We start from the raw sequence: 13,781 nt of genomic DNA on the forward strand, positions 1-13,781 counted from the left end.
CCGATTTTTGTGCGAAATACGAAGGGGGTCTTGATTATTCATTTCTCAAAGAAGCACGTTGAACCGATTCCGGAGGAACAGACAGCCATTTGGACATGCAGTAATGAAGAATGCTCCTGCTGGATGAGAAGTGAATTCTCGTTCGGAGAATTCCCTAGCTGTCCCATTTGCCATTCCAGCATGACGAGCGATACAAGAAGCTTGCCCGTGCTGACGAATGGTACAAAACGGAGCTTCCAATAATGGAGCAATAAAAATGACAAATAAAGCCTCTCTCTGCGCTGGGCAGAGGGAGGCTTTATTGATGGAGCGACGGTGTGTGCGGCTGCGTTGTTCGTGAAAATGATGATCTATAATGGATCAATCCAACAATTATCCTATAGGCTAAATCGGCGAAAATGAGTGGATACATCCAACATAGGTTGCCACGATGGCGACCTAAGCAGCAACAATAAAGCCAAGAGTCATCCCAAAACGACTCTTGGCTTTATGTTTGACGCTCCCGCTCAATCTCCATCAAGGCTGCTGCTCGTATGCAAGCTGATGCCCATCCTCGAATCCTTTGGCAAAGCCGAGGTTGTAGCCTTGGTTGTACGCTTGATCGAATGCACGATTGTAGCTGCTCTGCCCTTTGTACCGGCGCTTGCGGCCGCGCTGCAGCCTGCGTTGTCCGGGCGCGCCGCCTCTGGTGCTGCCGCCCCCGGTCTTTACCGTTCTTTTGCGACGCTTTCCCGTAGCTTGAACAGCTGGACTGATGCTCCGCGGCTTACGTACTCCTGCTGCTTTGCTGATCTTCATGTTGCCATTGCCTGCAGCTCCGATCACTCTCAATTCCTCCTCTTCCGCTTCGGCGGGGAATGGTGCCTGCCAGCTGCTGCGTCACGCTGCTCGTGGCATAAGCTGCTGCTGAACCATGGCTTCGCAGGGACTCGCTTGCTGGCGGGCTTGCACGGCTTCGATGCAAGCTGTCCGCGCGCAGGCTCGGCTGCCGCCATCGACATCGCAGTGAGCGTCTGCTGTAAGGCGGCAAGCGACTTCATATTGCGTGATATCACATCCGCAAGGCCAGGCGAATGCTGCGCCGAATCTGCGATTGACTCCAGAATGCGGGCAATCGCCCGCTGGCTGCGGGTTAGCGAAGCGATCAGCTCGAGCCGAACTTCACGTTCTTTTTCATTCCAGTTCATTTGAATTTCTCTCCCAGGTCGAAGGTGCCGCCGCCCATCATGCCCTCCATCCCATTTCCCATATTCATGTCGTCCACATGGCGCAGCGCAGCCTTCAGCACGCTGGTCATGCCCTGATTCAGCTTCGCAAGACCATAGATGACCTCAACGAGCTGCTCATGTACGTTCAGTGACGATTTGAAACGGTCCTGCTCATCGACGAACGCGTCGGCCGTCACATGATTGCACAGCCACACGCGCACCTTCTCGGCTTCTACTGCTTTCGCTTCAAGGATCATGGCAACGTTCCATTGCACCCTGGCGGAAGCGTCCAGCATTCTCGCATATGAAGTTTCCCGGCTCATTCCCGCGCACGCTCCTTGCCGCTATTCATCGTCTTCAATGGCACACTCTTTCATGACCGCTGTAATGGTGAGCGCCAGCGATTCCTGGAGCTCGGCAATACTGTTCAAATAGGCGACGACGCTCTTCGTCACCGCCTGCGAATTATCCATCAAACCGTCGAAGCCGCCAAAATTCGGATGTTGATCCGGCAGCCCATGCACGAGCTGCGACATGCGTACAGCAACATGGCGCTCAGCCTCCAGTACGCGTGCCAGCTGTGCTTGAGAATGGGACATATGCTCGATCATTTCCGTTACAATATGCTGCATTACGAGAGGCTCCCTTCTCTGTACCTTCGTATTACGAGAGGCGGATCGGTCTATACGCTAGCATATGCGAGGCGGCTGCCGCATGGCACACGCCTTTTGGTTAGTCGATGAGTTACAGATGATCCGCTGTTCTTATCGGCGCAATGATCGGCAGCCCTTCAGGAAGTGAAGAGATCTGCTCCGGTGTGAACGCAATATTGGGCTTCAAGACCAGGTGCCAGTCTTCCGCCGCCTTCGCGCTCGCGACTTTGCGCTTGGTCCCATTTTCGACCATGTACAGCAAACCGTCCATGCCTCTAGCCATCAGCCCCTCCGACCACGGCAGCCCTTCCACGGTCACGCCATGCCACTTCGCCTGCGCTTCCTCTACCGAGATCGGCTCGCCAATTGGCCAGCGCCGGAGTTCGACACGCGACAGCCGCGTAGCCGGAATTGCAACCGGACCGGCGATCAGGCGCTTGATGCCGTCTTCGATCCAGTAGAAATTGTCTCGGCTGCCCCGAACGATAACATGCTGCGGGAAGAAGGCGGTCTCGCCTGCAGGAATCATTCCATGCCCAATGCCCCGCACGAAATGGACAAGATCGTGAGGATTGCCCCATTTTTCCATATACACATGCCTATTGTGATCATTCACGACCGTCACCCGCTCGCCGAGCGCCCTTATGCTGACACTGCCGAAATGATGAATGAACGTATCGCGCGCAATCATAAGCGAGTAGCCCTGCAACCGGACACGGATATTGTAGTCGTCATCCTCATAATTGCCGACTGTGTATCCTTCATCCATGAAGCCGGTCCGATCCCACAACTCACGGCGCATCAGCAAACAGAAGCCCGTCAGCCGGTCCGTCTGCTGCCACCGCGATGGATTAGACACATTGTGCTGTCTCGCGAAGTTCGGCATTCCTCTGACCGTCTTGTAGGGCACTTCAATCCGCTGGTCACCGCTAATATAGTTGGTCACAGGGCCGACCATCCCAACCGTCGGCGAACTGTTCAGGCAAGCCAGCATATTGCTCAGCCAGTTCTCCGCCACAACCGTATCGTTATTGAGCAGCAGCAAATACGAGCCCCGGGCCATCATCATGCCGACGTTGATTGCCCCAGCAAAGCCGCGGTTCGACTCCAGCACGCGGTAGCGAACAGCGCTCCCCAGCGAAGCCAGATAGGCCCCCGCGCCATCAGTGGAAGCATTATCGACGACGATGATCTCGAAAGGCGGATTCGTAAATCTGCGGATGCTTGCGATGCACTGCTTTAAGTAATCGACTTGATTATAATTCGGAATGATGATGCTTGTGCCTTCAAAATACGTACCGAAGCTGCTCTGTCCCGTTCGCAGCCCTTCCTGATAGCCTGAATTCATCCCGGTCTGATACTGGCTAGACCGGGTAGGAACCACCGCCCGCCGCTGCCGACGCTTGAGATTTCGCTTCGGACGTCGCGATTCCGCTAGCTTTCTCATCGGTTCATCACGCTCCTGTTCTGTCGCCGAGCCGTTAAAAGGTCAGCTGTCCTTTTACAATGGCATCTGCCATATGGCCAAAATCAAGCGCTACTCTGCCAAGTTCATTCGCAATCCGCGTACAAATGGTGACGGCCGGTATGCCTGCGGAAACGAGCGCAAGGTCGAACACAATCCCATGCGCCTCATGCATGACGCGGTCCACATCCTTGACCCCTCGAACCGGCGTAATCATTCCGGAGATGGCGCACCCATGCTGTGCCAGCACATGCACAAGAGCAGGTGCTGTATTGCCGATCACGAGCAGCTGCTTGCCAAGGAGCAGCCGGCTAAGCAACCCTGTCTGCTCCAGCGCATAGTTCACAGTCGAACTCGTCAGCCTGAGTGCGCCGAGGTCGATATGATTCGCGCGAAATACCGCGTGCAGCAGGGGGTGAAAATGTTTCCGCCGCGACTGCGGCACGCCGACAATCGTCGCTCCGCGAATCGCCTCCACGAGCTGATCACGCGCGGCAAGGTCCGGCGGCACGACACCTGCATAAGGCAGGAAGGTGCCTTCGCGGCTAATCGTGCCGGCATCATAGACAACGTCCTGCGCCAGCGTGAGCAATTCTCCGTCGCCAATCCGGACGATTGAGCATGGACGGCGCTCTTCTATCGCCTGCTCTATCTCGCCGTAAACCTCATGCACACCAATTAGCGGCACGCATCTCGGAACAAGCTGGGCAGCGCCGAGCGCAATCACCTCCTGCAGGCTGACTTCAGGCAAGAGCAGGTGAAGCGGCAGCGCTTGCTCCAGCATGTGCTCGCCGCCTTCATATTTGCCGAGCTCATAACCGGCTGTGAACGCGTTGTCGTGATATTGCCGTTGTTCGGTTGGAGGATGAGCAAGTGCAGGCGTTCTCCGTCTACGCCTGTTGCGTCTCCCGCCAAGAGGCCGCTTCCGACCGCCGCCGGATCTCCGCTTCGTGCCTCGCGGACGTGAGATCGGGCGGTGAGTTTCGCCAGATGCGCCGGATGTGCCGCCGCTTGCGGCTGGTGTACGTTTGACTGCCGGCTTATGCGCTGCTTTTGAGGTTGATTTTGCCGGGGCATCCGTCAATTGCTGCGATTGGACTTTGCTTGTTGTGACAGATGGCTGCTTCACCCTGCTCAGCGGTGCGCGGTTCGTGCTCGTGCGTATCGACATGCCGAGACCAATGCCTTTGCTCATCGCTCATCACCCATCATTTTTATCGCGGCTTCATGAAGAGACTGGAATGTGCCGGCATCCGTCCACCAGCCAGTCAAATGGCGATACTCGAGCTTTCCTTGGCTGGCGTACACATTGTTGACGTCGGTAATTTCCAGCTCTCCGCGCTGCGATGGCGTCTGGGTCGCGATGAATGCAAACACGCTGCTGTCATACATGTAAATGCCTGTCACGCAGCTGTCGGTCTGCGGATATTGCGGCTTCTCTTCGATGTAAGTAATGCGCCCGTTCTCGTCGAACAGAGGAACGCCATAGCGCTCCGGGTCTGGCACCTGCTTGAGGAGCACCATCGCGCCATCCGGCTGCTGCGCGAACGCATCCAGATGCGGCCGCAGTGATTCTTCATACAGATTGTCGCCGAGCAGCACGACGAACTTCGGGTCATCTGCAATGTATGTTTGCGACAAGGTAAGCGCCTGTGCTATTCCGCCCGCTTCCTCTTGAATTCGATACGTCAGCGACACGCCGTACTCCTGACCGCTTCCGAGGAAAGCCGTGAACATACCCGCTGCATGACGGCTCGTAACGAGCATGATGTCTGTTATTCCTGCTTCCTTGAGGCTATTGATGCTGTAACAAATCATGGGCTGCTTCCCAACCGGAAGCAAATGTTTGTTGAGCAGCCTCGTCAGCGGCAACAATCGCGTTCCCGTTCCGCCGGCCAAGATGACAGCTTTCAAATCCATGACCTCCTTAAGTATCTGTTACAAGAACGTCGCAGGGTCGACATGCCATTTGGAGATAAAAAGGCTCCAATTGCGCTCGACGAGCTGCTGCAGCTCCTTCGGATCTTTCCGCTTAAAGCTGGCACTTCCTTTGTGATGAACGAATACATCCTTGCACATGAGCAAATTGTAGCCGCGCATCCGTGCGCGCAAGCTGTAGTCGTCGTCTTCGTAGTGACCTGGCGAGTCCAGCTCCCCAATCCGCTCAAACATGGAGCTCTTGAACAGCATGCAGAAGCCGAAAAGCCGGTACATCGGCTCCGTCTGTCCCGCTTCCCTGACCAGCGACTTGTCGGTATACTGCCTAATCGCGGAGATGGCTTCCTGCAGCAGATGCACCCCGTTGAAGAAAGGGATGATGATGCTCGTTGTGCCGTACTTTGTATCGCTGTTCATCACTCAGCGCCTCCTGCCGCACTGCGGCATCTGGAATTATCCGGCATCGCAAGCCGTGCGCCCTTCAGCTTCATCGCAGCTCGCAGCGCTTCGATGTGATCGCCGAAGACGGTCTGTAACGATTCGTTCGTAAGTTTACGGCTGGCTTGCGGAGGCAGCCCTTGGTAGCTCTTGCCGGATTCGTTCGCCGTGCGCTTCGCGATCGGGCACGCTTGAACGCGAAGCCGCTGCTGAATCGCGGTTACATGGGCCAGGGGCGGGACGGCGAGCATCTTCACGCCGACCGCATCCATCGCCGATCTCGCCCATACATGCGGCAGCAGCCCGATGGAGCTTACGCCAAGCTCCTTGCGGCCAAGCGTCCAATTGACAAAAGCTCGCACGCGCATCAGATCATCCCATTCCCTGAACGGGCCGAGCCGCGATGCGTAGCTGACCAGCGCGACATCCGCCCCTGCTTGGACTGCTCCCAGCAGCTGCGCCAGCTTCTCGGCTTCGATGAGCTGCGCGGCATCGGCGAACAGCACGATATCCGCTCGCGTCACTCTGGCGCCGACAGCGCGCCAGACATCAGCGCCAAGCGGCTCCCCCGGATTCAAAATCTTAATCTCCGGAAGCGCCTTGAGCTCAGCGAACTGCGCCTCGCTCGCCCCTTCCTGCACGACGATGATCTCCTCGAGCGGAAGCCGCAGCAGCTGCCTGATGCTGGCCGGATTCGCATCGGGCCCCGCGAACACGACTGCCGCTGCGCTCCTCGTAAGCTGGACCGGCTGCCATGCGCTATCCGGTTGGCCGAGTGCGGCGGCAAAGCCAGCAGCGAACGCGCGGCTCTCCTGGATTCTTTTGCCCGCAGTCCCGGCTGATGCGCCTTTCGCCATGCATCGTCTCGTCCAGCGCTCGTTCATCTGCAGCTTCGCTTCGTGGCCGCTCAAGCGCCCGCCTCCGCTTTGATTCAGCGAGGTCCCTTCCGCAACCCCGGCATTGTATGCCGCATGATGCGAGGTGCCCGCCGTCTTGCCCGGCCGTCTCCCTCTTCCGCTTCCTTTCCTGCTGCCGCTGCCGGTGCCGGAAACGCGCTTGCTCTTACCAGATCGCATCAATGCCATCACCTCGCCAGTTCACGTTTTCGCATTGCATCCACGTAGCCGCCGCGCTCATCGGTTTGCTTCGCGAGCCAGTCAATCGCCTCCAGATGATCGCCAACGATGAGAATTTCCAGCGGATTCGTTCGCTCCCGCTTTACCCGAGGCAGGTTGAGCTTGCCAACGTTAATGCGATTCACCGTCGTCACCGCAAGTCCCTGCTGTACCGCCTTCGTATGCGCAAGCGGCGGAATGGCCAGCGCTTCTGTCCCGATTGCCGTTAGCGCCCGGCGACTCAGCGCATGAGGCACAGCCGTCATCGACGTTCCCTTCAGGTCTGGCCGGCCGAGCATCGCGTTCAGCGCATGCTTGGCAAGCACAACGCTGTGAACGTTTGCTTTGTTCGTCGGACCTGAATAGTTGTTCAGCGCAACATCGACCCCGTCTCTTAACACCGAGTTGACGTACGGTCTCAGCTCCGACGCGCGGAGCACCATGTCGCCGTCAATAAACAGCAGCACCTGCCCTCTCGCCGCCATCGCGCCTACACTTCGTCCCACATCATGGCCGAGCGGCTTCTCGAACTGAATCACCCGAGCTCCTTTGCGCTTCGCAATCACAGCCGATCCGTCTGTTGATCCATTGATGACGACGATAACCTCGCTGCTCGGATGAACTAGCTTTGCTTGTTCGATTACACGGCCAATCGTGCGGCGTTCGTTCATGACGGGGATAATGACCGACACGACTGGCGAGTCCGCCGCTTGCGCTTCGACCGGTATAATATGCGGCTTCGCAGCAGGCGGGATGTAAGCTTGGGACGGTTGCTGGGCGGATGTATTCGGCGGCTGAGTTGGATGGGCTGCTTGGGCTTTGGCTTTGGCTTTGGCTTTTGCATTCGATTTTGTTTTTGTTTTGGTGCGTCGAGTCGTTGAGGATGCGGCTGTTGTTTTTCTTGAAGAAGAGCCGGAAGCTCTGTTCTTCCGTCCGGAAGCTGATGCGGCTGAGATCTTGGCTCCTAGCTGCCTCTTCTTGTTAGTTCTGCTAGGTTGTGATGATGACGATGAAACATGATTGAAGTTAGCCGGCTCTAGGCCGATTTGCCGCGGCTGCTTTTCCGTAAGGTACAAACCTCTATGCGTGTGCAAGCCGGCTATTGCGACGGGCTTCATAGACATCTTCACCTCTGGCTATACTGTCTTTTACCACATAGTGTATGGCTAGTTGAGAGTAAGAGGAACGGCTGTTGTACGTTAAGGCGTACGCCTCACTTCTTGCCTTGAGGTGCGCAATGGGACGATAATCTAGTGATCGTTCTATGATGACAGATAGGATGGACCGAATAGCAAAAGCCGGAGGTCTTCTATGCGAAGACGCTCCGGCTTGTTATCCGTGCGATATGCGGTTCTTTAGTGGCCGATCGCGATCCAATTCACGAGACCGATCGGTTCCGGCGTAATGCGCGTACGTACAAGTGTGATTTGTACGGATGCCGCGGTTTTCGTCTTGATGACCGCGAAGCAGGAAGGCTGATCCGTCGTTGCGACGAACACATAGGATGGGCTGCTGAACGGCTGGTCGAAGCCGATCGTGACGTCAAGCATCTCGCCCATGCTGCCTTGGAAATTGTACGGCGCAAGGCCGAACTGCTGGAGCACCGGCGCTTGGCGCTTCAACGTCGTTACCGGCGTAAAGCCGAGCTTCTCCGCTCCGATGCTGCCATTCTCCAAGGTCGAGGAATCGACTGTGCTGCTCGCAGGAGCAGCCGGAGCTTGAGCTGGAATTGCATTCAGCGCCAAGTGTGCTGCCGTAATGGAGCCGAGAGCGATTTTGTCAGCGGTAACTGCGCCGTCTGCCAGTTTTTCTGTGCCGACAGATCCGTTCAGCAGCTTATCTTTGCCAACCGAACCATATGCCAGCTTGCTTGCGATGACTTCTCCGTCGCCGAGTTTGCTTGCCGTTACACAACCATCAGCCAGCTTATCTCTTCCTATGGAGCCGTCTGCGAGCTTGCTTGCTCCTACTACACCGTCACCGAGCTTGCTTGCTGTTACGCTGCCGTCAACCAGCTTCTCACTGCCGACCGAGCCGTCTGCAAGCTTGCTTGCTCCTACTACACCGTCACCGAGCTTGCTTGCTGTTACGCTGCCGTCAACCAGCTTCTCACTGCCGACCGAATCGTCTGCAAGCTTGCTTGCAGTAACCGATCCGTCGACCAGCTTTTCAGTGCCGACCGAGTCATTTGCCAGCTTGCTCGAGCCGATTACACCGTCCACCAGCTTGCTTGCCGTTACTGCGCCGTCAACCAGTTTTTCGCTGCCAACTGAGCCGTCTGCAAGCTTGCTTGCTCCTACTACGCCATCGCCGAGCTTGCTTGCCGTTACGCTGCCATCGAGCAGTTTCTCGCTGCCGACCGAGCCGTCTGCAAGCTTTCTCGATCCTACAACGCCATCGCCGAGCTTGCTTGCCGTTACCGATCCGTCGAGCAGCTTCTCGCTGCCAACCGAACCATTTGCCAGCTTGCTTGCGATTACCGAACCGTCGACCAGCTTCTCGCTGCTCACCGTACCGTTCGCCAGCTTGCTTGCCGTTACAGAACCATCCACCAGCTTCTCGCTGCCGACCGAGCCGTCTGCAAGCTTGCTTGCTCCTACTACGCCATCGCCGAGCTTGCTTGCCGTTACCGAACCGTCAACCAGCTTCTCGCTGCCGACCGCTCCATCCGCCAGCTTGCTTGCTCCTACAGCGCCGTCCGCCAACTTGCTGGACTGCACTGCACCTTCAGCGAGCTTGCTCGCCTGAACCGCACCGTTCGCCAGCTTGCTCTCCGTTACGCTGCCGTCCACCAGTTCCGGCTGTTCCTGCTCGAGCAGTCCCGGTGCCAGCTTCGATGCCGTAATCGATCCGTCTGCCAAAGCATCCGTGCCGACTGCGCCTTCAGCCAGCTTCTCACCCGTGACCGAGCCGTTGCACAGCAAGCTGCTTTCGATCACCCCTGGGATGAAATGCGCTGTTGTCAGCGAACGAGGCGCGATTTTGCTAAGCGTAACTGCACCGTTCTGCAAGCTGTTCTCGCCAACCGCTCCAGGTGCCAGCTTCGTGCCGGTAATAGCGCCGTCGCCAAGCTTATTCGTTACAATCGAACCGTCGCCGATTGCTTCGCTGCCGACCGATCCCGGGAGGAAGTGGCCTGCGCTAATCGAACGCTGCGCCAATTTCGAAGCCGTTACTGCGCCATCCTGCAGATGCTGTTCGCCGATCGCTCCGTTTGCCACCTTCGATCCGTCAACAACGCCTTCGCGCAATGCTTCTGCGCCTACAGCGCCTGCTGCCAGCTTCGCGCTAACGACCGAACCGTCACGCAGCGCTTCCTTGCCAACCGCGCCTGCCGCCAGCTTCGTGCTATCTACCGCACCGTTTCGGAGCGCGTCTGTGCCGACTGCGCCTGCTGCCAGCTTCGCGCCAATTACAGCTCCATCGCGCAGTGCTTCTTTGCCGACTGCGCCGTCCGCCAGCTTCGCGCTGATGACTCCGCCGTCACGCAGCGCTTCCGCGCCAACCGCTCCGCTTGCCAGCTTCGCACTCACAACCGCGCCGTCACGCAGCGATTCTGCTCCAACCGCTCCCGCTGCCAGCTTCGCGCTTACTACTGCACCGTCTCCGATCGTCTCCGCGACAACCGCGCCTTTAGCCAGCTTCGAGCTGCCAACCGCACCTTCGCCAAGCGCTTCCGAGCCAACTGCTCCTGCCGCCAGCTTCGCGCTAACAACGACGCCTTCGCCGAGCGCTTCTGCGCCAACTGCGCCGCTTGCCAGCTTGCCGCTCGTTACCGCTCCATCCGCAATCGCTTCGGTGCCAACGGAACTGGACATCAAGTGCGCTCCCGCGATGGACTTCGGTGCGATTTTGCCAAGAGTCACTGCACCGTTCTGAAGGTGCTTCTCGCCGACAGCGCCTGTGCCGAGCGCTTCCTGACCGACTGCGCCGTTCGCCAGCTTCGCGCCGTTTACTGCTCCGTCGCTCAATAAGTCGCTGCCAACCGTGCCCCGTTTGATTTTGCTGCCATGAATGATGCTGTCCGGCGCTTTCTCAAACGTGTAGAACTCCGATGCCAGATGCGCTTGCGTAATCGAACCTTTGCGGATGTGGTAGCCCTGGATCGACTCCGCCTTCAAATGTTTGCCCGCAATCGTCTCGAGCTGAATGTGGTCGCCGTTGATTGCCAGCTGCGCTATCTTGCCGCCTGTTACCGCTTCGTTGATCAACTGATCGGTGCCAACCGACTCATCCGTCAGGTGAATTTGCATCACGCTGTCGACCTTCAAATGATTGCTGCCCACCGACGACTCTGCCAAATGATTCGTGTCGATCGAAGCTGCTGCTACGTGCTGGCTGCGAATTGCGGACGGTTCGATGACGCGCGATCCGACCGATTCATTTTGCAAATGGTAGCTTGCTACGCTGCCTTCTGCCAGCTTCGAGGATGTGACCGAATCGTTGCCGAGGTGAACCTCATGCACGCTCACCGGCGCTAAGTGTACGCCAAAGATCGATTGCTCCGCCAAATGCTGGCTGTTCACCGCTTCGTTCGCCAAGTGGCTGCCAGTTACCGAGCTTGCTGCAAGCTTCTCGCTTGTAACCGAGCCGGATGCGAGCGAATTGGTGCCGATGATGCCGGCTGCGAGATGCCGCTCTCCAACTGCCCCGCTTTTGATATGGTCGCCTTCTACAACACCTTTCGTCAGGTGCTTGCGCGTAATCGTGCCAGGTGCCAGTTGATCGCTTGTTACCGAACCGTTCACGAGCTTCGCCGTCGTTACGCTGCTGTCGGCCAGCTTGCTCGAAGTAACGGCACAATCCGTCAGCTTATCTGTCGATACGCTCTCTGGAGACAGCTTCACCGAGTTGACGATGTGGTCCGCCAAGTGATGCGAGTATACCGCTCCCGCTGCTAAGTGACGCTCTGTTACCGAACCGCTTGCGAGCTTGATGGATTTAACTGCTCCGTCTTGCAGCGCGCTTGTTTCGATAGCTCCTTCTCTCAGGTGCGAAGCGTCGATAAGACCAGGCTGCAAATGTGCGGCCGATATCGCTTCCGGCGAAATCGCTTCCTCCGTCACCGTTCCCGGCGACAAGTGGAAGGCGCGAATCGCTTCCGGTGCGATTTTGTCAAACGTGATGGACTCGTCAGCGATGTGTTTCGTCTGAATCGCCAGCTCGCCAATCTTCGCACTGCTTACACTTCCGTCCGCCAGCTTGCGCTCGATTACCGATGCGTCAGCCAGCTGCGCCTGCCCTACTGCCGCGCCGCTGATATGAGCTTGCTTCACGGCTTGCGGTGCAATCTTCTGGTCCGTAACGGCATTCGCGGTAAGATGCGCCGCTTCGATACTATCTGCAATCAGCTGCTTGGAGCCGACCGAATTTTCTTTCATGTGGCGCTCTTCAATCATGTCGCTAATGATTTTGTCGCCGCTTATTGTCAGCCTGCTGAGATGTCTGCCATGAACGGCGTCATCTGTCAGCTTGCTCGTTGTAACGCTTTGATCCGCGATTTTGGAGGAGGTTACAGCTTGATCAACGAGCTTAATGGTCGAGATCGAGAAATCAGCCAGCTTCGGCGTCGAAATCGACTGGTCACGCAAGTGCGTCGTCACGATCTCGCCGTCTGTGACATGGTGCGCTTTAATGGCCCCTGCCTTTATCTCCCCTGGTCCGACTACCCCTTGCGCTAATATTTCCGTTGTTACGCTTCCCGCCTGAAGCTCCCTTGTTCCCACCGCGCCCTCGACTAGATGGTCTGCTGTTATTTCGCCGAGTGCCAGATGCTTTCCCCGCAGTACACCTGGGGAAACATGCTCTGCGAGCAACAGCCCAGGCTGCAGGTGGCCCGACTCAACAGCTCCGCTGCTAATTTTCTCGCTCGTGATGGAGCCGTCTCTAAGCTTCGAACGTGTGACGGAGCCTTCGGCAAGCTTCGAAGTCGAGATCGCTTCGTTCGCAATGTTCTCGGTGCGAATGGCAGCACTTCTGATTTTGCCCGACGTAATGGACTGATCATCGAGCAGCTCTGTCGTAACGATCATCGGCTTCAGATGCTTCGTTTCAATCGAGCCTTCGGCAAGCTTATCCGCGCTAATCGTACGGTCCGCCAGCTTCTCGGAAGTAATGCTGTTGTCGCGCAGCTTCTCGCCCGTGATGGAGCGATCACGGATCTTCTGGCCGGAGATCGCGTTTTTCACAAGGTGATCGCTCGTAACGGATTCCGAGGCAAGCTTGGAGGAAGTAATCGCGCCATCGGCAATTTTAATGCTCTCTACCGCAAAATCAGCAATCGTCTGCGTGATCACCGCGCCTGGCTTAATGCGCGTCGAGTCTACAGCGCTATGAGCCAGCTTCTCCGTCGTAATCGCATCATCAGCAATATCATCTGTGTGTATGAATGGCAATGGTGAATCCGGCATACGCTTCTCTTCAAGCAGTTCCTCTTTCTTGACGAGCTCCTGCTGAAGCAGCTCCTCCATGTATTCCGCATGGAGCTCCTCTTCTTGTTGCTTCTGCTGCTGCAGCTGTTGTTCTGTTTGGACGACAGCTTTCGTTTCTGGTTGAGCTGCTGGAGCAACCGGTTGCGCAACTGGAGCCGCTTTGGCTGCTTCCACGACTTCCGTTACTTGTGGAGCCGCAGCCTCTACGACTGGTTCTGGTTTCGCTTCCACTGCTTCTACTGGTGCTGTACTAACCGCCTCAAAAGAAACAGTTGCTGTTTCAGCTTGCTGCTGCACAGCTTCTGTATTCTGATCCTGCTGCCCCTCTACTGCCGCTTCCTGCTCTAATGCAGGCGCTGCCCCGTTAACCTGTACCAGCTTCTTGTCAGATGTGCCCGTTTTAGCCGTTGTCGTTGGTTTCTTCTTCTTCAATTCCTCGAGCCATTTTAACTCCGACGCGTTCGGATTATCCACGTAAAATAACGGCTTGCGCCCTTTGGGGCCTTTTCCTTTGCTGCTCTTCGCCATAGCCC

General features: G+C 57.0%; 12 protein-coding genes. 1 reads left to right on the plus strand and 11 read right to left on the minus strand.

Translation table 11 applies throughout. From position 1 onward, the window contains the following. The first annotated feature begins 9 nt into the window (after positions 1–9). Positions 10–243, plus strand: coding sequence for a cold-shock protein (locus tag A8990_RS11830; RefSeq protein ID WP_425463902.1), 234 nt, complete (start codon positions 10–12; stop codon positions 241–243). Between the two features lie 273 nt (positions 244–516). On the opposite strand, the gene A8990_RS11835 is transcribed toward A8990_RS11830, so the two are convergent. From A8990_RS11835 to A8990_RS11885, 11 genes are all read right to left on the minus strand, one after another. Beyond that, the gene (locus tag A8990_RS11835) at positions 517–825 is read right to left on the minus strand and encodes a hypothetical protein (RefSeq protein ID WP_116189236.1); all 309 of its coding nucleotides are present in this window, start codon (positions 823–825) and stop codon (positions 517–519) included. Between the two features lie 2 nt (positions 826–827). Further along, positions 828–1,187, minus strand: a complete 360-nt coding sequence (locus A8990_RS11840) for a hypothetical protein (RefSeq protein ID WP_116189237.1) — start codon at positions 1,185–1,187, stop codon at positions 828–830. Further along, a complete protein-coding gene (locus tag A8990_RS11845; protein WP_116189238.1) occupies positions 1,184–1,531 on the minus strand; it encodes an alpha-helical endospore appendage domain-containing protein in 348 nt (115 codons plus the stop codon). The genes A8990_RS11840 and A8990_RS11845 overlap by 4 nt, the downstream gene beginning before the upstream one ends. Positions 1,532–1,552: 21 nt before the next feature. Beyond that, positions 1,553–1,840: a nucleoside-diphosphate sugar epimerase gene (locus A8990_RS11850; protein WP_116189239.1), complete on the minus strand. Its 288-nt coding sequence runs from the start codon at positions 1,838–1,840 to the stop codon at positions 1,553–1,555. A 112-nt stretch (positions 1,841–1,952) separates the two neighbouring features. Beyond that, positions 1,953–3,308, minus strand: coding sequence for a glycosyltransferase family 2 protein (locus A8990_RS11855; protein WP_116189240.1), 1,356 nt, complete (start codon positions 3,306–3,308; stop codon positions 1,953–1,955). A gap of 34 nt (positions 3,309–3,342) precedes the next feature. Continuing rightward, a complete protein-coding gene (locus tag A8990_RS11860) occupies positions 3,343–4,521 on the minus strand; it encodes a GT-D fold domain-containing protein (protein WP_116189241.1) in 1,179 nt (392 codons plus the stop codon). Further along, positions 4,518–5,240: a sugar phosphate nucleotidyltransferase gene (locus A8990_RS11865; RefSeq protein ID WP_116189266.1), complete on the minus strand. Its 723-nt coding sequence runs from the start codon at positions 5,238–5,240 to the stop codon at positions 4,518–4,520. The genes A8990_RS11860 and A8990_RS11865 overlap by 4 nt, the downstream gene beginning before the upstream one ends. Positions 5,241–5,264: 24 nt before the next feature. Then, entirely contained in the window at positions 5,265–5,681 is a 417-nt protein-coding gene (locus A8990_RS11870; protein WP_116189242.1) for a glycosyltransferase family 2 protein, read from the minus strand. Then, entirely contained in the window at positions 5,681–6,778 is a 1,098-nt protein-coding gene (locus A8990_RS11875; protein WP_181909529.1) for a glycosyltransferase family protein, read from the minus strand. Before A8990_RS11875 ends, A8990_RS11870 begins: the two co-directional genes overlap by 1 nt. 8 nt (positions 6,779–6,786) lie before the next feature. Beyond that, positions 6,787–7,935: a glycosyltransferase family 2 protein gene (locus A8990_RS11880; RefSeq protein ID WP_116189244.1), complete on the minus strand. Its 1,149-nt coding sequence runs from the start codon at positions 7,933–7,935 to the stop codon at positions 6,787–6,789. A gap of 237 nt (positions 7,936–8,172) precedes the next feature. Next, a complete protein-coding gene (locus A8990_RS11885; RefSeq protein ID WP_181909530.1) occupies positions 8,173–13,776 on the minus strand; it encodes a WIAG-tail domain in 5,604 nt (1,867 codons plus the stop codon). Positions 13,777–13,781: the final 5 nt, after the last annotated feature.

It is taken from the genome of Paenibacillus taihuensis, from assembly GCF_003386535.1.
GTDB classification, from domain to species: domain Bacteria; phylum Bacillota; class Bacilli; order Paenibacillales; family Paenibacillaceae; genus Paenibacillus_Z; species Paenibacillus_Z taihuensis.